The 20,467-nt window shown below is 64.7% G+C and carries 7 protein-coding genes; 2 read left to right on the top strand and 5 right to left on the bottom strand.

The window, feature by feature from the left end; genetic code table 11:
* Positions 1-98: 98 nt before the first annotated feature.
* Positions 99-3,665 (top strand): DNA-directed RNA polymerase subunit beta, encoded by a 3,567-nt coding sequence (gene rpoB / locus AACP62_RS05570; protein ID WP_339346946.1) that lies wholly within the window; start codon positions 99-101, stop codon positions 3,663-3,665.
* 88 nt (positions 3,666-3,753) lie between these two features.
* A complete protein-coding gene (locus AACP62_RS05565; protein ID WP_339346944.1) occupies positions 3,754-7,917 on the top strand; it encodes a DNA-directed RNA polymerase subunit beta' in 4,164 nt (1,387 codons plus the stop codon).
* Positions 7,918-8,079: 162 nt separating this feature from the next.
* Here the strand turns inward: AACP62_RS05565 and AACP62_RS05560 are convergent, their stop codons facing one another.
* The 5 genes from AACP62_RS05560 to AACP62_RS05540 all read right to left on the bottom strand — a co-directional run bounded on the left by AACP62_RS05560 (position 8,080) and on the right by AACP62_RS05540 (position 20,454).
* Entirely contained in the window at positions 8,080-10,491 is a 2,412-nt protein-coding gene (locus AACP62_RS05560; RefSeq protein ID WP_339346942.1) for a transglutaminase-like domain-containing protein, read from the bottom strand.
* On the bottom strand, positions 10,488-11,735 hold the full coding sequence (locus tag AACP62_RS05555) for a DUF58 domain-containing protein (RefSeq protein WP_339346941.1): 1,248 nt from the start codon (positions 11,733-11,735) through the stop codon (positions 10,488-10,490). Before AACP62_RS05555 ends, AACP62_RS05560 begins: the two co-directional genes overlap by 4 nt.
* Before the next feature lie 3 nt (positions 11,736-11,738).
* Positions 11,739-13,265, bottom strand: coding sequence for an AAA family ATPase (locus AACP62_RS05550; protein ID WP_425332915.1), 1,527 nt, complete (start codon positions 13,263-13,265; stop codon positions 11,739-11,741).
* A gap of 2 nt (positions 13,266-13,267) precedes the next feature.
* Positions 13,268-18,700: an Ig-like domain-containing protein gene (locus tag AACP62_RS05545; RefSeq protein WP_339346940.1), complete on the bottom strand. Its 5,433-nt coding sequence runs from the start codon at positions 18,698-18,700 to the stop codon at positions 13,268-13,270.
* A 185-nt stretch (positions 18,701-18,885) separates the two neighbouring features.
* A complete protein-coding gene (locus tag AACP62_RS05540) occupies positions 18,886-20,454 on the bottom strand; it encodes a serine/threonine-protein kinase (RefSeq protein ID WP_339346939.1) in 1,569 nt (522 codons plus the stop codon).
* Positions 20,455-20,467: the final 13 nt, after the last annotated feature.

Raw genomic sequence — 20,467 nt, 5'->3', positions numbered from 1 at the left:
TCGAGGAGATGCCCGCGAATAGGCATATGGCGGCCATTCGGCATCTCCCTGGGGTAACAGGAATGATCGAGTACGGCGAGCGATAAGGAACGTCCATTTTGGCTGCCAATAAAGCTGTAAGTAGTACCACCGCCACGCAGGCACGCGCTGACGAACACGATATCAAACTGCACAAGGCCACCGATCGTGTCAATTTCGGATCCATCCGCGAACCCATCGAGGTACCCTACCTCCTGGGCGTGCAGACCGATAGCTTTGACTGGCTGGTCGGCAACGACCGTTGGAAGAAGCGGGTCGAGGAGGATCAGGTCAACGGAACCCATACCGTGGCCCCCGTCTCCGGCCTGGATGAGGTCTTCCAGGAGATCTCTCCCATTGAGAACTTCGCCCAGACCATGAGCCTGACCTTCTCGGATCCCTACTTCGAGGAGCCCCGGCACACGGTCCAGGAGTGCAAGGAGAAGGACTACACCTACTCCGCCCCCCTGTACGTGAACGCCGAGTTCGAGAACGGGGATACCGGCGAGATCAAGTCGCAGACCGTCTTCATGGGCGACTTCCCGCTGCAGACCCCCCATGGCACCTTCATCATCGGCGGCTCGGAGCGTGTCATCGTCTCCCAGCTGGTCCGTTCTCCCGGCGTCTACTTCGACCGCACCCAGGACCGCAACTCCGACAAGGAGATTTTCGGGGCCAAGATCATCCCCAGCCGGGGCGCCTGGCTGGAGTTCGAGATCGACAAGCGCGATGTGCTGGGCGTGCGCGTGGACCGTAAGCGCAAGCAGTCCGCCATCGTCTTCCTCATGGCCATCGGCATGACCAAGCCGCAGATCCGCAAGGCCTTCAAGGGCTACCCGCTGGTGCTGGATGCCTTGGAGAAGGAGACGATCGAGACCCAGGACGAGGCCCTGACCGACCTCTACCGCAAGATCCGGCCTGCTGACACCGCCTCGCCCGAGGCAGGCCGCAACCTGTTGGACTCCTTCTACTTCAATACCAAGCGCTACGACCTCGCCCGGGTCGGCCGCTACAAGATCAACCGCAAGCTTGGGCTTGAGGCCGACTTCAACGACCGCAGCCTGCATCCCGAGGACATCATCGCCACCCTGAAGTACCTGGTGACCCTGCATGCCGGCGGGCAGACCTTCCCCGGTCGCCGCGACGGTCAGGACATCGAGCTGCGGGTGGACGTGGACGACATCGACCACTTCGGCAACCGCCGCATCCGTCAGGTGGGCGAGCTGATCCAGAACCAGCTGCGCACTGGTCTGAGCCGTATGGAGCGCGTGGTCCGTGAGAGGATGACCACCCAGGACGCGGAGGCCATCACCCCGCAGTCCCTGATCAACATCCGCCCCGTCAACGCCACCATCAAGGAGTTCTTCGGAACCTCCCAGCTGAGCCAGTTCATGGATCAGAACAACCCGCTGGCCGGCGTGACCAACAAGCGTCGTCTCTCGGCCCTGGGCCCCGGCGGCCTGTCCCGCGACCGCGCCTCCATGGAGGTACGCGATGTGCACCCCTCCCACTACGGACGTATGTGCCCCATCGAGTCCCCTGAAGGCCCCAACATCGGTCTGATCGGCTCCCTGGCCACCTTCGCCCGGGTCAACCCCTTCGGCTTCATCGAGACCCCCTACCGCAAGGTCATTGATGGCCAGGTGACCGACGACGTGGTCTACATGACCGCCGACCAGGAGTCCGAGCACACCATCGCCCAGGCCAACCAGGAGATCGACGAGACCGGACATTTCGTCGAGGACGAGGCCCTGGTGCGTGACGCCGAGGCCGAGGCCAAGGATGTGCCCGTCTCCCAGGTGGACCTGATGGATGTCTCCCCGCGGCAGATGGTTTCGGTGGGCGCCTCCCTGATTCCATTCCTGGAGCACGACGAGGGCCACCGAGCATTGATGGGCACCAACATGCAGCGTCAGGCCGTCCCCCTTGTCAAGTCCGAGCGTCCCCTGGTGGGCACCGGTTCCGAGTGGCGTTCCGCCATTGACTCGGGCGATGTCATCCTGGCCGAGAAGCCGGGCGTGGTCACCTACGTCTCCGCCGACATCATCCGCGTCATGAATGACGACGGCACCCAGTCCTCCTACAAGCTGGCCAAGTTCCAGCGGTCCAACCAGACCACCTGCTACAACCAGGTCCCCCTGATCAAGGACGGGGAGCGGGTCGAGGCCGGCACGGTCCTGGCTGACGGACCCGCCACCGAGAAGGGCGAGATGGCCCTGGGCAAGAACGTCCTGGTGGCCTTCATGCCCTGGAACGGCTACAACTACGAGGACGCCGTCATCATCTCCCAGCGGCTGGTCCAGGACGACACCCTGAGCTCCATCCACATCGAGGAGTACGAGACCGACGCCCGCGAGACCAAGCTGGGTGCCGAGGAAATCACCCGGGACCTGCCCAACGTGGGCGAGGACGCTGTGGCCAACCTGGACGAACGCGGCATCATCCGCATCGGTGCCGAGGTCGAGGCCGGCGACATCCTGGTCGGCAAGGTCACCCCCAAGGGCGAGACCGAGCTGACCCCCGAGGAGCGACTCCTGCGGGCCATCTTCGGCGAGAAGAGCCGCGAGGTGCGCGACACCAGCCTGCGGGTCCCCCACGGCGAGACCGGCACGGTCATCGAGGTCAAGGAGGTCACCCGTGAGGATGCCGAGGAGGACGGCGACGAGCTGCCCAACGGCGTCAACCGGATGATTCGGGTCTACATTGCCCAGCACCGCAAGATCACCCAGGGCGACAAGCTCTCGGGACGCCACGGCAACAAGGGCGTCATCTCGAGGATCCTGCCCGAGGAGGATATGCCCTTCATGGCCGATGGCACCCCCATCGACATCATGCTCAACCCGTTGGGTGTGCCCTCCCGTATGAACCTGGGCCAGGTCCTGGAGCTCCACTTGGGGTGGATCGCCCACTCCGGCTGGGACATCAGCCTGGATCCCGACCTGGAGGCCGAATGGAAGAAGCACATTCCGGCAGGCGCTGAGAAGGCCGAACCCGGCACCGCCGTGGCCACCCCGGTCTTCGACGGCGTGCGTCAGGATGCCCTGAACGGCCTGCTCAAGACCACCCTGCCCAACCGTGACGGCGAGCGCCTGGTGGGCGACGACGGGAAGGCCGTGCTCTACGACGGCCGCACCGGCGAGCCCTTCACCAAGCCCATCTCCGTGGGCTACATGTACATGCTCAAGCTCCACCACCTGGTCGACGACAAGATTCATGCCCGGTCCACCGGCCCCTACTCCATGATCACCCAGCAGCCCCTGGGCGGCAAGGCCCAGTTCGGCGGCCAGCGCTTCGGCGAGATGGAGGTCTGGGCCCTGGAGGCCTATGGCGCCGCCTATACCCTGCACGAGATGATGACCACCAAGTCCGATGACGTGGACGGCCGCGTCCGGGCCTATGGAGCCATTGTGCGCGGGGAGAACCTGCCGGCGGCCGGCATCCCCGAATCCTTCAAGGTGCTGCTCAAGGAGATGCAGTCGCTCTCCTTGAACGTGGAGGTGCTCAACGCGGAAGGCAACGTGATCGAGATGAAGGACGAGGACGACGACCCGAGCGCCGCCTCCGACGACCTGGGCTTCAACATCGGCGCCCGCCCGGACGCCGCCGCCAAGGCCGACCAGTCCGCTCCCGAGCCGGAGTACCGCTGAACCACCAGTCACAGGGATGCCCGCCTGACGGGCATCCCGCCAAGAGGCAAACTTCAGAGCAGTTACAAGATCAGAGACAGGACACAGAGTGCTGGACGTCAATGCATTTGACAAACTGAGAATCGGACTGGCCACGGCCGACGACATCCGCGGCTGGAGCTATGGCGAGGTCAAGAAGCCTGAGACCATCAACTACCGTACCTTGAAGCCCGAGAAGGACGGCCTGTTCGGAGAGCAGATCTTCGGACCCACCCGTGACTGGGAGTGCGCCTGCGGCAAGTACAAGCGCGTGCGCTTCAAGGGGATCGTCTGCGAGCGCTGCGGCGTGGAGGTCACCCGCTCACGCGTCCGCCGCGAGCGTATGGGCCACATCGAGCTGGCCGCCCCCGTCACCCACATCTGGTTCTTCAAGGGTGTGCCCTCCCGGCTGGGATACCTGCTGGACATCGCGCCCAAGGACCTGGAGAAGGTCATCTACTTCGCGGCCTACATGGTCACCAAGGTGGATGAGGAGCAGCGCCACAAGGACCTGCCCGATCTGCAGGACGAGTTCGACAACGAGATCAACCAGCTGGAGAAGAAGCGCGACCTGGAGATCGACAAGCGCGCCAAGAAGCTGGAAGAGGACCTGGCCGAGCTGGAGAAGACCGATGAGGTCAAGGGTTCCATGAAGGCACGTCTGCGCAACGGTGCCGAGCGGGACATGACCGCCATCCGCAAGCGCTACGATGACCAGATCCAGAGGATCACCGCCGTCTTCGACCGCTTCAAGACCCTGAAGCCCGGCGATATGGAGGGCGACGTGGATCTGTGGCGGGAGATGCAGGACCGCTACGGTGACTACTTCGAGGGCTGCATGGGCGCCGAGGCCATCAAGAAGCGCCTGCAGGACTTCGACCTGGAGGGTGCCGCCAAGGAGCTCCGCCACGAGATCGACACCGGCTCCGGCCAGCGCAAGGCCCGTGCCTTGAAGCGGCTCAAGGTGGTCTCCGCCTTCCTGAACACCGGCAACAAGCCCGAGGCCATGGTCCTGGACGTCGTCCCGGTCATTCCGCCCGACCTGCGCCCCATGGTGCAGCTGGACGGCGGCCGCTTCGCCACCTCCGACTTGAACGACCTCTACCGGCGCGTCATCAACCGCAACAACAGGCTCAAGCGCCTGATCGAGCTGGGCGCCCCCGAGATCATGCTCAACAACGAGAAGCGCATGCTCCAGGAGGCTGTGGACTCCCTCTTCGACAACGGCCGCCGTGGCCGCCCCGTCACCGGAGCCTCCAACCGTCCGCTCAAGTCCCTGGCAGACATGCTCAAGGGCAAGCAGGGCCGATTCCGTCAGAACCTGCTGGGCAAGCGTGTGGACTACTCCGGCCGTTCCGTGATCGTGGTCGGGCCCTCCCTGCGCATGCACCAGTGCGGCCTGCCCAAGCCCATGGCCCTGGAGCTCTTCAAGCCCTTCGTCATCAAGCGGCTGGTGGACCTCAACTACGCGCAGAACATGAAGAGTGCCAAGCGTCTGGTCGACCGCGGTGACCCCGAGGTCTGGGGCGTGCTGGAGGAGGTCATCTCCGAGCACCCCGTCCTGCTCAACCGTGCGCCTACGCTGCACCGTCTGGGCATCCAGGCCTTCGAGCCCATCCTGGTCGAGGGCAAGGCCATCCACCTGCCCCCACTGGCTTGCGCGGCCTTCAACGCCGACTTCGACGGCGACCAGATGGCAGTCCATCTGCCCCTGTCGGCCGAGGCCCAGGCTGAAGCCCGTTCGCTCATGCTGGCCTCCGACAACATCCTCAAGCCCGCCGACGGCCACACGGTCACCATGCCCTCCCAGGACATGATTCTGGGTCTGTACTACCTGACCACCGTGGTTGACGGCGCCAAGGGCCAGGGCCGGATCTTCTCCAGCCTGGCCGAGGCTCGGATGGCCCTGGACCTGGGCGAGATCGACATGCAGGCCAAGATCCTGCTGCGGGTCCCTGCCGATTTCGTCATGCCCAAGGACTGGGAGCCCGGTGACCTCAAGGTCGTCGACCCCGAGCCCGGCAGCCCTGACGTGGTCAAGGAAGAGGTCTTCAAGGACGGTTCCAGGCTCTTCGCCACCAACTACGGGCGGGTCCTGTTCAATCGGACGCTGCCTGTGGACTACCCCTTCATCAACGAGCAGGTGCCCAAGGGCAAGCTGTCCGGCATCGTGGACGACATCGCCACCCGGTACTCGACCGCACAGGTCGCGGCCACCCTGGATGCCCTGAAGGATCTGGGCTTCACCCGGGCCCAGTGGTCCGGCGTGACCATGGCCTTCTCCGACATCGTGGTGCCGCCCGAGCGTGAAAAGATCGTCAACGAGTACCAGGGGCAGGCTGCCAAGGTCAACTCCCAGTACGACATGGGTCTGCTGACCGACGAGGAGCGCCGTCAGGAGCTGATCAACCTGTGGACCGAGTGCACCGACAAGGTGGCTGAGGCCATGCAGGAGCACTTCACTCCGGACAACAACGTGAACATCATGGTCCAGTCCGGGGCACGAGGCAACTGGATGCAGATCCGCCAGATTGCCGGTATGCGAGGCCTGGTGGCCAACCCCAAGGGCGAGATCATCCCTCGACCGGTCAAGTCCAACTACCACGACGGCCTGTCGGTGCTGGAGTACTTCATCTCCCAGCACGGCGCCCGCAAGGGTCTGGCCGACACCGCACTGCGTACCGCCGAGTCGGGCTACCTGACCCGTCGTCTGGTCGACGTCTCCCAGGACGTGATCGTGCGCGAGGAGGACTGCGGTACCATGCGCGGTCTGACCATGAAGGTGGCCGAGCGCGACGAGCAGGGCAACCTGGTATTGGTCAAGGCCGCCGACGGCGGACCTTACTCAAGGCTCCTGGCCGCCGACGTCATCGACCCCAAGGACGGCAAGACCGTGCTCTACAAGCGCGGCGACGCTCTGTCCATGGACGTGCTTCGCGACATGGTCGCCCACGGCGTGGAGGAGGTCAAGGCCCGTTCGGTCCTGACCTGCGAGTCCACCCGCGGTGTGTGCGCCAAGTGCTACGGCTGGTCCCTGGCCACCAACAAGCTGGTGGACGTCGGCGAGGCCGTGGGCATTGTGGCCGCCCAGTCCATCGGCGAGCCTGGTACCCAGCTGACGCTGCGTTCCTTCCACTCCGGCGGCGTGGCTTCGGCCTCCGACATCACCCAGGGTCTTCCCCGTGTCACCGAGCTCTTCGAGGCCCGTACCCCCAAGGGCGAGGCTCCCATCGCGGAGTTCCCCGGCACCGTCAAGGTGGAGGACACCGACCGCGGCCGTCAGGTGACCCTGACCCCCGACGACACCTCCGTGGAGGCGCTGACCTACCCGGTCACCCGCCGTGCACCCATGATGGTCAAGGATGGACAGCACGTCGAAGCCGGCACCCAGCTGATCGAGGGCTCCGTGGATCCCAAGAAGATCCTGCGCATCCTCGGCCCGCGCGCCGCCCAGGTGAACATCGTCAACGAGGTGCACACGGTCTATCGCTCCCAGGGCGTGGACATCCACGACAAGCACATCGAGGTCATCGTCCACCAGATGCTCCGTCGCGTGACGGTCATCGACTCGGGCGACACCGACCTGCTGCCTGGTGAGCTGGTCGACCAGGCCAAGTTCAAGGCCGCCAACATGAAGGCCGTCAAGGCCGGAGGCAAGCCGGCCGCCGGACGCCCCGAGCTCATGGGCATCACCAAGGCCTCCCTGGCCACCGACTCCTGGTTGTCGGCCGCCTCCTTCCAGGAGACGACCCGCGTGCTCACCGAGGCCGCCCTGAACCAGAAGGTCGACGACCTGAAGGGCCTCAAGGAGAACGTGATCATCGGCAAGCTGATTCCTGCCGGCACCGGCCTGGCCAGGTACCGCAACGCCACCGTGGAGCCTGACAAGGCCATCCGCGACACCATCTACCCCAACTTCGGTCTGGGTGGCGGCGATGTGGATCTGAGCGACGCCGACCTGAACGATGTGGACTTCTCCAACATCGACTTCGGGGACCTGAAGCTGGGCGACGACTTCAACCCGGACGACTTCCTCAACGACCAGGGCGGCCAGAGCCATCTGGACACCCCTAACGTGCAGGATTCGTCAGCCGGGGCCGGCGATCAGACGGCTGCCACCACGGACACGGGATCCTCGGATGCCGCCAATGGCAGTGACTCCGATCAGAAGCCTTCCCAGCAGCCTGGTTCGGCCACCTTCTCCTCCTCGGAGGACCAGCACTCCAACCAGTGAGTGCATATACGGCAAGTAGCCGCAGATCTGCTTGGGCCGGATAACCCGGCCCAAGCAGAGTCGGCTGCAGGATATGTGATAAACAATGAGGGCTCGTGTGATCTTGGCGATCGCATGGGCCCTCATTGTGTTTTCCTGCTGTTCAGGTTGTCGGCGGACAGGTCAGTGCAGATGCCTAGGGGAAAGCAGGGTGCGCCAACGTCGGGTTCGCGGCAGGGATGCCAGGATGGCGGATCGAAGCTTGTCCACCAGTTGCCAGCAATCCTCGGCCTCCTGTTCATCTGAAGGGTTCTGGTCGAACGAGGCCTGATCGGCCATACTGCGCAGTCGATCCAGATCCCCGCGCAGTCCGGACGACGAGGACCCTGGGGGGTCGGTCAGCAGGGTCTGGGCGATCAGAGCCGCCTGTTCGCTGCGGGTGCCATCCAGGGATAAGCCGGTCTGCCTGCCCAGGTTGCCGATCTGTCGCCAGCCGGCACGGATACGTGTCTTCGGATCGCCGTTCGACCGGGCCCGTCGACGCAGCCAGGACTTGACGGCCAGCAGGAGCAGAACCAGGAGAGCCGGCAGCCAGAGTGGCATGGTCCAGAGCGTCACTTTGGCTAGCAGGGGTCCGTACCGCTTCCAGAAGGAGGGTGAAGACTGCCGGGATGCCTCCTGGCCGCCAACGGTGGTTCTGCCTTGGGTGGTTCTGTCGTCACGAGGAGGATCGACCAGCGGGGGCGGTGGCTGACGGACCACGGTGCGCGGATCGGGCGGTGTGGAGTCCAGAGACCTGTCCGGGGTCTTGGTCTCCGGTGGCGTGGGGTAGAAGGGGACCCACCCGAGTCCCTTCAGATTGATCTCCACCCAGGCCTGGGCATCGCGTCCTGTGAAGTCAATTCGGGTGCTCCCGTCCGCTTCAGTCCTGGTCCGTGCCCGGCTGATGGAGCCGTCGCGATTCTTGGGTAGGAATCCCAAGACCACCCGGGATGGCAGACCCATCTGCCGGGCCAGGAGGGCCATGGCCGAGGCATATTGCTCGCTGTCGCCCACCATGGCCTGGCCCTGCAGGAGCTGATTGATTCGATAGTCGCCATGGCCGGAGGGTGAGGGATAGTCGCCGGCCAGACCATGGGAAAACCATCCCTCCTTGTGCAGCCGTTCCTCGATGGCCAGCGCCCTGGCGCCGCCGCGCGCCTGCATGGAGGTCATGGAGGCAGCCGCCTTGGGCAGGCTCTCAGGGGTATCCGCCAGGGGAGGCACCTGTGCATCTCCCGGATCGCTGTCGGCTATGCGACGGGCTGCGGGTCGGTCTTCGGCCACGCCGTGCACCGTATATCTGGCCCCGGCCTGCAGGGCCTGATTGGTCAGTACGGTGTCTGTGGCCTTGTTGAAGTAGAGGTCCTTCCGTTGCAGGCCCTGATCCGTATCTATGCCGTTGACCTGTCCGGCGGAAGGCAGCCAGGCGTGGTCGAATCCCTCCCGAATCAGAAAGGTCGCGGTAAAAGGCTGTCCGGCCTGTTCACCGTTTTTGGCCTTCACCTGATGTGTTTCTGTGCGGATCTGGGCACCGATGCGCCGGTAGTCGGCGGCTCCAGCGCCTGACGAGTCGGACAGATTCCAGACCTTGCCGTCATAACGGTCCATGACGGCCATTCGGACCGGCGTGCCGGCGGGCAGGTTGCGGACCGTGACCAGGGTATCGTCGCGATGGCGTTTGATATAGGCGCGGTAATCGCTCAAGGGGCTGGTGAACTGGTAAGGGTCCATGGGGGGCTGATAGTGGTCTCGGATGACCAGCCGGGTCGGGGCAGGCAGCAGTCCAGCGGAGAAAATCAGTCCGGCTGTCAATGCCAGGGTCAGAAGCGTGGATGCGAGTCCTTGCAGGCGCAGCAGACCCAGTCCGCTGGCGCACCAGATCAGCAGGAGCAGCCATAGGATGCCGCCCGTCAACGCCGGGTGGAGGCCTCTGCTGGTGCCCAGGACGGCTGTCACAGCCATGGTGGCCAGGATGGGCAGGGTGGCTGCCAGGACGGCCACCGGGTGCGCCGGCCGTCCCAGGTTGCGACCCAGGCCATGGCGGGCCAGCAGCACGGCCAGATAAGAGATCCAGAGCATCAGCGTCCACAGGGCCATCAGCCCTCCTGCCTCCTGGCCAAGTGGCGGGTCGATGGCTGCCAGGGTCTTGAACGCGCCGAAGGTGGCGGACCACCCTTGTGTCAGGGTTGCCCAGGTGGGCAGGACGTGTGCCAGAGTGGTCCCGTTCAGAGCGAAGATGGGACCCAGCAGGAATTGGGCTGCAATCAGTAGCAGAGGCTGCAGGAGGGTTGTGGCAATACCACGCTGGGGAAGCAAGGCGATCAGCAGTCCGGTCAGGCAGGCTGCGGCTCCCACTGTAAGCCAGAGGGGCAGGCTGCCGTAGACGGGCAGCAGCTGCAGTCCGGCCAACAGATTGAGGGGCGCCAGTGCGGCGATCAGAATGATGGGAGAGCGGTGCCGGGTGGGGTCGACAGTGGATTGCAGACCTGCCCGGTCGATCAGACGGATGGGCTCTCTCTGCGCTTGGTCAGGCCATGATGCGGATGTGCTCATGGCTGGTTCTCCATAAGAATGGGAAGGTCCCTTATATTGCCCAAAACGGCGTTGACAAGGCCCGGCTGCGTCTGCAGACTTGGATTGGCATCCAGGTCAGCAGCCAGCAGCATGACCGGGGAGACGCTCTGGGCCGATTCGCCCATCAACGTAGAGGGTTGACGGTCGCCCATCGATCCGGTTACCAGAATGGTCAGGCTGGTTCGCTTGGGAGCGTCGGACAGGTCTGGCTTGTCGTAGCTGTCCTGGCTGGGGCGGATGGCACTGCAAGCATCCAGAAAGCTTCGGGGATCCTCCGTGGGCAGGGTGGTTCCATGGGCATCGGAATCGTCGGGTTCCGGGGCCAGCGCTTGCAGCTGACGGCCATCAAGCAGGCATCGGCAGCCCAGGGAGGCGTAGATTTCAACTGCCAGCTCGAACTCATCCGCATTCCGGTATGAGGTGGCCTGGCCGTCCAGAATCAGGTTGGTCCTGGTGCGCAGGGTGGGCTCGTACTGGCGGACCATCATGGTACCGGCCCGGGCAGTGGACAGCCAGTGGACCCTTTTTATGTCGTCGCCGGGCGCATAGGGGCGAAGGGCATGGAATTCCAGGTCGTCGTCGACAATGCCGGGACCAGGATTCCCCTCCAGGTCGCGTTCCAGTCCGGCTTCAAGGGGCGGCAGGGCCACAGTGCGGGGATGGATATAGAGTTTTCGGGCGCCAGTCAGGATTCGGCGGCGGCGGATGAGTCCCATCGGGTCCCCGGCCTCCATGGTCACGGGTCCCAGATCAATCACCCCACGGGATCTGGCTTCCAGTTTCAAACGGATCTGGTGAGTCTGGCCGGGAGCCAGGGCTGGCAGCGAGGCCATGATGGTTCCTTGGCCTAGAGCCAGACCAATTCGGCCACGGCGGGTGGAGTGGCTGCCCGGATTGCTCAGAACCAGGACCAGCTCAGCCTGGCCACCCACCTCCAGATGGCCTTGGTCCAGACTCGTTTCAGCGCTACAGGACAGGTTGCCCAGGCTCATCAGCAACCCCAGCAGCAGCATGCCTGCACCTAGCAGAGCGCCCGCCATCAGCTCACGCCAACCTGTAGGGACGAAGGCCAGAGCGCACAGGAGCGCAGCCAGCGCCATGCCCCAGCCAAGAGCAGTGACCGACTGCCACAGGTCAGCGGCACGGGATCGCAGGCCCTGTCTGGACCCTGTCGAGGATGCCGATCGTGACTCCGGGACAGATCGACGGGCGAAAGCGGTCATGGCTCACTGCTCTCCTGTGGGGACGGGGACCTTGGCCAGGGCTTCAGCCAGCGCCTGGTGTTCATCCATGTCCGCCAGCCTGCTCTGAGCGGTCAGAATCAGCCGGTGGGCCAATATGGGGTCGACCAGGTCCTTGACATCATCGGGGATCACGTAGTCGCGGCCCTGGGCACAGGCCTGGATCCTGGCGCAACGGACCAGAGCAAGTCCGCCTCTGATGGAGGAGCCGACCAGGATGGCGGGGCTGTGCCGTGTGGCTTCGATGATGTGGATGACGTATTCCATGATGGAGGAATCGCAGAAGACCTTGGAGGCGCAGGCGGCCATGGCCTCCACCTGTTCGGCGTCGACCACCGGTTCGACCAGGCCGGCCCGGTCGCGGATGTCGGCCTCTTGAAGGATTCGCATGCTGGCATCGTGCCCCGGTGCCCCAAGTGAGGTGCGGATCAGAAAGCGGTCCATCTGAGCTTCGGGCAGGGCATAGGTACCCAGCTGCTCGATGGGATTCTGGGTGGCCATAACCATGAATGGCCGGGGGAGGCGGTAGGTGCGTCCATCCACGGTTACCTGGCCCTCCTCCATGACCTCCAGCAGGGCCGACTGGGTCTTGGGGGAGGCTCGGTTGATCTCGTCGGCCAGAACCAGGGAGGCGAAGACCGGACCGGGTCGGAAGGAGAATCGTCCTTGAGACTGGTCGTAGAAGGTCACCCCCAGCAGATCGGAAGGCAGCAGGTCGGGGGTGAACTGGATTCGCTTGCAATCCACCGCGATTGAGGCAGCCAGGGCGCGTGACAGCTGGGTCTTACCGGTGCCCGGATTGTCCTCCAGGAGCACATGGCCTCCTGCGATCAGGGCGGTGACGCATAAGGCGATGGTTTCCTCCTTGCCCAGCACAGCCTGGCCGACGTTGTCGACGATGGAGCGGAAGAGGCTGGCGAAGGTCGGCACATCCACGGCGGCCTGGCTGCTGCCTCCTGTATGGCTGTTGCTGCCGGCCTGGCCTGCTCGTCTTTGCTGACTGGTTTCTGCTGCCTGGTTTCCTGCCTCGGTGAAAGGCTGTTGGTTCTGCCCGGTCTTTTCTGCTCCCCTGGGTTCGTCGGTCCTGACTTCGTATCTGGGGGCCGAGGTCCGCTCCAGCTGGGGGTTGCGGGACTGATCGGTCGCATCAACCAGATCAGGTCTTGCAGAAGCTGACGAGGACCGGGCGAACAGGTCACGGACCGGCTGGCGGACGGGGATGGTCCCGTCTTCCACCATGGTGCGGTCCGATGTGCTGGATTCCTGTCTGGCAGCCACAGGGATGCGGCCGGGTCGGGTCCGGTCGTCGTTCACTTCCGGGGAGGATTCCTGCTGACCCAAACCTGCCATGAGAGCTTGGCGCTGCCGCTTCAGTACATCCAGTCGGTCGGCAGGGATCCGCCGGCTTTCGTTGCCCGCCTCGCGGGCGGCCATGGGGGTACTCCTCCTGGTCGCGTCATCCGGGATGGTGCCGTCCTGCTGGATGGGTTCCTGTGCGTTTCGTTCATCCATGGTCATTCATCCTTGTCTGCTGATGGGACCCCCGATGGGTTAAGGGTTTTGTCGCTTGGCTTGTCGGCATCCTTGGGGAGGGTCAGCTCCTTGGTGGCGGCGGGTGAATGGCCTTCGTACCCCACTCCACGGATGCGGGCGACCGCACGGAAGTTCAGCGTGGCGCCCGGCTTGGCAGACCCAGCGGGCAGAGTGATGACTTCACTGACCTCCGGCTGGTTGCAGGGCAGGGTCCAGGAGGCCTTGTCAGGGTCGAGGCCATCGATACTCACCTGGATGTCTGCGCAGGGTCGGCCGTGTTCGGCGCCCGGGTTCAGAGTCAGTTTGACTTGGTTCTTGCCCTGGTACTCCAGAGTCTGGAATGCAGGCGGATCCGGATGAGACCAGGTGGCTCCGGAGGCTGAGGCCACAGGACCAGATCCGGCCATATTGGCTGGGGTCACGCTCACTGTACAGGTGCCTCCTGCCTCATCATGACCTACGTCAAAGACCGCCTTGGTGGATGTGGCCGACCGCCATCGTGGCGAACCGCAGCCGGAACCATCTCCGTGGACTGTATAGCCCTGGATGGGTGAGCCATGATTCTCTGGCGGACGCCAGGTGACGGTCAGGGTCTCCTTGCTGCCGCCGTCCACGGTCAGTCCCTGCACGCCTCCGGGAAGCACGTCCGGTCTGGCTGCTGCCGGAGAGGAGGCGGGGGACCAGCCCACCTGGTTGTGGGCTTGGACGGTGAAGGAATAGTCATGGCCGTTGGCCAGCCCGTCAATCCGGCAGGTGACGGCATTGCCGCAGGAGCGTTGTCCCGAGCCTGCCGATGAGGTGTAGGAGACCCGGTACTCGTCCACCGGACTGCCGTTGACTGCACCCGGCTCCCAGGCCAGGATAACCGTTCCGTCGCCTGCCTGGGCGGCGCCCGCTAGCATTCTAGGGGCCTGTGGCCGGTCGATGATGCCCACCGTGATGGTGGCGCTGACTCGGCGTCCCGGATCCAGACTGCCATCCTCGACCGTGGCCAGAATGGTGTTTGTGGAGGCGCCGATGTCGCGATCGGCTTTGATGGCAATCCTTCCGTCGCCAAGGTTGGTGGCTGTCAGACGTGAGGTGTCGTCGCTGACCAGGCCGACCAAACGCAACGGAGTGTCGGGGAAGGGGTTGAGGGCGCCGTCGAACAGGTCCAGCTCCAGACTCTGCCCGGCCTTGAGCCCTACCTGACGTGAGGGGACCGAAGCCAGAGGTCGGGTGGTAGCCACGATGCGGAAGGCCAGGACCGTATGTACATCGCCGGATGGACTGGTGATGGTCACCGGCAGGGTGGCCTTGGTGCCGGGTGTCGCGGTCTTGTCGGCGGCCACGTTCAGTTGGCCCCGAGGACTGAGCTTGGCATGGATCGGCCCCTGAGGGCCCCCGGAGGAGAAGGTGCTGTCGGCCGGATCGCTTCCCTGGGGCCAACGGGTCATGGCGGACAGGGAGATGGTCTGTGCCGGTTCCCCGGCCACCAGATCGATGACCGGTGCTGAAAGTACCGGTGGGGATGCCTTACCGCCTACCACGGTGATGGGCAGGGTCAGCACCGACTCGTTGACGATGACCTGGCCGCCTGGATCCCCGTCTCGGACGGCAAAGGTCAGTGAGGCTGGGCCGGCATAATCCCTGGCGGCGGTGAACTTCAGGGTGTGCTCGTCCACGTAGGGGTCGGATCCGTCGGACTTGGTGGCCGAGACGGACTGACGGGAGACGATCCGTGCGGTCTTGCCTGCACCTACCCTGACCTGATCGGCGATGTCGATGGTGATGCTCTGCCCAGCCCTCACTTTCAGGGCCGGAGCGCGGGGTCTTAGGACCGGAGGGAATACTCCGTAGGCTGGGACTTTCACAAAGGCCATTGAAGTGATCTTGTACCGGGTGTTGGTGACGGTGTAGGGCACGGCCCTGGCCTGGTCGGTCAGGTCGATGACCAGCTTGGTGGAGCCGGCTTCGCCTACGATCCTGGCATGGGCACGGGCACTAGGATGAATCCCAAGGCGCAGGTCGTCGAGGGTGCCGGATGGGTTGCTGATGGAGTCGGTCAGATTGACTTCCACGCTGCGCTTGTCCACCGTGTCCTCGGGAGCCACCTGGTAATCCTGGGCTATGGGCGGCTGGATGGGGGCCTGGGGATCCGAGACCACGGTCAGGGTTGCCTGGTCGCTCAGCCCTGCCCGGTTGCGGGCCCCGTAGACCAGATAGGATGTGCCTGGCTGTGAGGGGGCGGTCAGCCGTATCATGTCGTCCTCTACGCTGGCCTGGTCCAGGCCCTGGCGCTCCAGATGGGGGTCCAGGCTCAGGGGCTCGTCGTCCCCGGAGATGTCGTTGAGCAGGACCGGCACATCGGCGACGGTTCCGGGCCGCAGCCTGACCTTGTCGTCCCGGGCGAAGACTCCGGTCACCGATGAGTTTGGGAAGACACCGATACGGACGCGCGCCTGGGCACGCTGCCCCACCCAGTCCTCCACGGCGTAGGTGAACTCGTCAGTGCCGTGCGAGTCGGGGTAGGCCTCATAGATCAGGTAGTCGGCACCGGCTTTGACGATCCTGCCCAGCCTTGGCGCCTGGTTGCCCAGGCCTGACAGGGTGTCGCAGTCTCCGTCCGGGTCGATGCCGGTCAGGGGGACGGGGATGCGCACCTTGGTCCCGGCAGCCACCTGGGCCCGTAGGTCCTTGGGGGTGGGTGCGGGCTTGCTGGCGGGGTCGGAAGCGTGCACCTGGAAGGTGATGGTGCCAGAGGCTGCGTTGCCCAGATCGTCCCTGACAGTATAGGTGGCGGGGAAGTCCCCGGTGCGCTCGCTGGCCTGATACCTGACCGTATCCCCGGATACGAAGGCCAGTCCCGCAAAGTTCTGCTGATCCGTAGTCAGCTGCTGGTCCAGGGTGATGCTGGTTCCGTCAGCGTGGGTGACCTTATCCATGACCGGAACAGTGACCAGGCCCGATGAACGGACCCCAACCGTCAGATTCGGGGCCTTGGGAGCCGAGGCTGCCCTGCTCAAGGAAGGGGGCTGCAGGACGATGGTCCCCTGAGCGCTGCCTTCGGCGTTGGCGACCGTGTAGGTGATGCTCAGCGGGCGTGTAGGGATTTTTCTTGCCGACAGGTAGACCCGGCGGTGGTCCACAATGCCTACCTTGATGCCGGAGTCCGGATCCACGCGCACATCGGTCAGGGCCAGCACTCCGCCCATGGGATCCAGGTCGTTGTCGAGCGGATCGACGATGGCGGTCTGGTCGGCTCCCAGCAGTGCCACGTCGTTGACAGGAACCGGCGGCGCGGATCCGCCCTGGTCATGTTCCACCTCCAGCCTGACCAGCCCTTGGGTCTCCTGATCACCCTGGGCCACCCGGTAGGGCACATAATAGGTGCCCGGGTTGGCGGCAGTGGCGGTGAAGGAAAGGCTCTCGGCGTTGACCTCCACCTGGATTCCATCAGTCTTGTCGACCCGGATCAGGCGGAGGGGCTGAGCGGCATTGGCATGTACGCTCCTGCTCAGGTCCACGGTGACCTCTCGGCCGGGGGTGGCCTGGCGGATGACCGGATCGACCAGCGGAGCCAGGGTGTTGACGGGTCTGACGGTGAAGTAGATGAGTCCCTGGCCGCTCATGAGCCCGTCCGAAACGGTGACTTTGACGGCCAGCCGACCGGAGGTGGCCGATCCGGCGCTCATGGTCAGCTGCCCATCAGCCCTGGTGGACAGGGATATGCGATCGGAGTTGATCGGTTCGGCACCGACCAGCGTCAGAGGGTCTCCGTCGGGATCCTCGAAGCCGGCCAGAGCGTTGACGGTTGTCGCGGCGCCCTGCTCCACCTCATATTCGGGCGGGGTATCGTTCTGTACCGGTGCCTGATCGCCTCGGTCCATCCTGGCCGGGGCTATGTTGAGGTCGATGCCAGCCGAGGAGACCTGGCCGCGTCCGTCGGTGATGGAGTAGTTGATTCGGGCCCGGCCGACGGGTGCATCGCTGGCATCCACCTGCAGGTAGCGGCCGTTCATGACCGGGGTCAGATGCAGATTCCCCTGCGAGCTGCGCGCATCCTCGATTCGCAGAACCGAGCAGTCGGTCTGGTGGTCGTTGCGCAGGGGATCCAGCAGGGCTCTGGAACCGGTCCGAATGCCCAGACTGTCGTCCTCGGCCTGGATGGGTTGGGAACCTGATCGACAGGTGGCCGCGAACCGCTGGCGATTGTCGGCAGAGTCCTGGCGCTGATCGGTTTTGTCTGTGTGCTTGATTTCCATGGTCTGCCACTGCGGCCGGATCACCTTGGTGGAGGATTGCGGGTTCCAAACATCGCCGGTCAGCACGTCGTTGAGGATGACCCTTCGGTGGTTGGCCCGGAAGACCAGGTCCGAGGTGGGGCTGATGGCCTCCAGTGTGGTGGGACTTGGCTGGTTTGACTGGACTTTGGGCACGGCTGTCCCCGTTGCACACAGTCGTAGGAAATTCCGCCCGGAGGAGGCCCAGGCCGTCCAAAGGCATCCGCCCGAGGAGACCGGCTGGGCGGGTTGGCCGCTGCCGCCGGTGCGTACGGTCTCGACCTGATTCCGGGGATGGTCAAGATCAATCAAGTGGACGCTTTCCTGATCAGTCAGGCCCACCCAGGGTCCTTGGCGGTCCATATCCACTGGAGTGGACTGGAGCTGCAGGTCTCCCCGGTGCGGTATCCGGACGGATCCCTGGGGCCAGTAGAGCCGATCACCTGCCAGGAGTACAGGTCTTCCGTCGATGACGCTGAATGCGGTGGCCCGGACGGGGGCGTGGTCGGTCAGTGAGTCCAGCTCGCGGTGGGCCCGGGAGTCTGGTCCGTCGATTCTTAACACGACCCCGTCCGAGGGCCGGTAGGCGTAGACGGTTCCAGACGCATCCGCGGTGACCGCAGCCCCGGATCCCAGGGTCAGCACGGGGTCGCGGCGCTGTGGGTCCATATCTCCTGGAGAAGCGGCATGACCCACCCAGACCTTGCCGGTCCGTGCCTGGAAGAGCACCAGAGTGGGCCCGTTGACCATTCGCTGCACCCTGGCATCCGACCGGGTGGTGTCCCCCAGGGTGGCGGTGGAGGCCGCTATGGGAGCCATGCCTCCTTCACGGCCCAGGATGACCGCGTATCCGCTCTGGGCCAGGTCGAAGTGGTCCGTGCCCGTCGACAGGGCCACGTCCGCCTCGCCGATGTCGGGTTTGAACCGGGCGACCTTGCGCTCGTTCTCGGAGGTGATCCAGATGCTGCCGTCGTCCACCTGGACGGCTCGGCGGTCCACCCCATTCATGAACAAGGCACCCAGGACGAGCAGGACCAGCGCCGTCAGCGTTACGGCCAGGATGGCGGCAGGGCTCTTGAAACGGACGGCCAGGGTATGCCGCAGGCGCAGCCCGGCCCGGCGCATCCGTAGGAAGCGTCCCTGCAAGTCCATAATTCCCTGGGTTCCTTTCCTGCTCTGCTGCACGGGCCAGGATGCCTGACCTATGTCTTTGCCTTTTAATTAATCCCGGACCGCCGTCGATGCTCTCTCTGACGACTGATTTTAGCTGGTTTGCCAGGTCCTGGCGGTCTGTGAAAGTCGGGGTGGTCGAATGTGAAAATTCATCCACCGAGGGTTCATTGGACGGCGCAGATGATGGTGGGTTCCTGGGACATGCTCCTGTCGGCCCGCACCAGGGTAACGCTGATGCAGGTCTGGCCCCCCTGCGGACTGTCGATGCGGGCGGTCGGCTCTCGGGTCTGCACGCTGCGGCCACGGTCTCCGGCGCCGCCCTGGTCAAGGAGATGCCAAACATAGGTGTCTCCCGGTTTGGGATCGGGATTGGCCCAGGTGAAAACAGCCGTGGTGCCCTGGTAGTGGCCCTGACCCTGGGTGGGCGAGGGAACCGGTCCCTCCTGCAGATCCTGGGGGTCACTCGAATCCGTCGGGTCCGGGGACTGCACCTGTTGGGATTGGACCTGGGAGGAGCCCGTAGTCGGCTGTGAACCGCGTTCGAAATGGTTCGGGAGGCCGACAATCAGGGCGTAGACCAGGACTATGGTCAGGACGGCAGCGAGAATCAGTGCCAGCAGGATCAGACGGCGGCGGCCGCCGGGAAACCACTTGGCCTGGCTGTCTCCATGATCAGGGACCGCCTCCCTGTCTGGGTGCAGAAGTGGTTGGGAGATGGCCCCTGCCTCGGTCCAGGGGTGGCCGGACTCCTTATTCTCTGGTCGATTTTCTCCTCGGCCTGCGATGGCCCCGGTCCGGGCGTGTGAGCGTGCATCCGCCGCGGGGTAGGGATCGATTCCCTCGCCGATGAAGGGTGTTGCATGCCCGTAGAGCTGCTGCTGGACCTCCTGGAGGGCGCGGCCGAACTCCAGCGCCGAGTAGTAGCGGTCGTCCCGGTCATGGGCCATGGCCTTCTCCAGGACGGCGGCCAGCATAGGGGAGGCCTCGCCCATGTGCAGAACCGGGGTTTCCGCTGTCAGGATCAGCTGGGCCAGGTGATCCTCATCCCGGGCCCGGTAGGCGTACTCGTAGGGGGAGCGGCCGGCCAGCATGCCGAAGAGCGAGGCTCCCAGGGAGTAGATGTCGCTTGCCTCGGATCCTCCTGAGCGGTTCTCCAGGACCTCGGGGGCCGCCCAGGGTATGGAAAGCCCGCCGGCCCGTTCGCCTCCATAGATGCCCGAGGAGATGCCGAAGTCGGCCAGGACGGGCAGACCCTGGTCGGTGATCAGGAAGTTGCTGGGTTTGACGTCCCGGTGCAGGATCCCCCGTTCATGGGCGCAGTAGAGGGCCGAGGCCATGCGTACTCCCAGGTCCAGCACGCCTTGCTGGCCCATGCCCCCATTGAGCATGATGGTCTTGCAGCTGCCGCCCGGGGCGTATTCGAGTACCAGGCAATCCCGCCCGTCATCGCTGACCAGGGCCTGGTGGATGCTCAGGATGCAGGGGTGGGTGGAGAGCTTGGCCATGGTCTTGGCCTCGCGCAGAAAGAGCTGATGGGTCTGCTGATCCATGCTGCCTTGGAGGGCCACTTTGACCGCCACTGGTCGGTTGAGCCCCTCCTGTTCGTACAGGTAGACGGCGGCGGTGCCTCCCAGGTCCAAGGGGCGCATAAGCCGCAGCCCGGGCAGCACTGGCGCATCGTCCATGGATGGAACCGCACCTGGGCGTCGGGCCTGGGAACCATTCTGCTGCAAGGGACATCACCTC

Origin of the sequence: Bifidobacterium apis (assembly GCF_036986835.1) — a bacterium.
Lineage (GTDB): Bacteria > Actinomycetota > Actinomycetes > Actinomycetales > Bifidobacteriaceae > Bombiscardovia > Bombiscardovia apis_A.
This window is presented reverse-complemented; position numbering and strand designations above follow the sequence as displayed.

Excerpts from the sequence above, each read along its gene's own strand:
- AACP62_RS05545 (WP_339346940.1), bottom strand. The coding sequence starts at position 18,700 with ATGGACTTGCAGGGACGCTTCCTACGGATGCGCCGGGCCGGGCTGCGC.
- AACP62_RS05560 (WP_339346942.1), bottom strand. The coding sequence starts at position 10,491 with ATGAGCACATCCGCATCATGGCCTGACCAAGCGCAGAGAGAGCCCATC.
- AACP62_RS05550 (WP_425332915.1), bottom strand. The coding sequence starts at position 13,265 with ATGGATGAACGAAACGCACAGGAACCCATCCAGCAGGACGGCACCATC.
- AACP62_RS05555 (WP_339346941.1), bottom strand. The coding sequence starts at position 11,735 with ATGACCGCTTTCGCCCGTCGATCTGTCCCGGAGTCACGATCGGCATCC.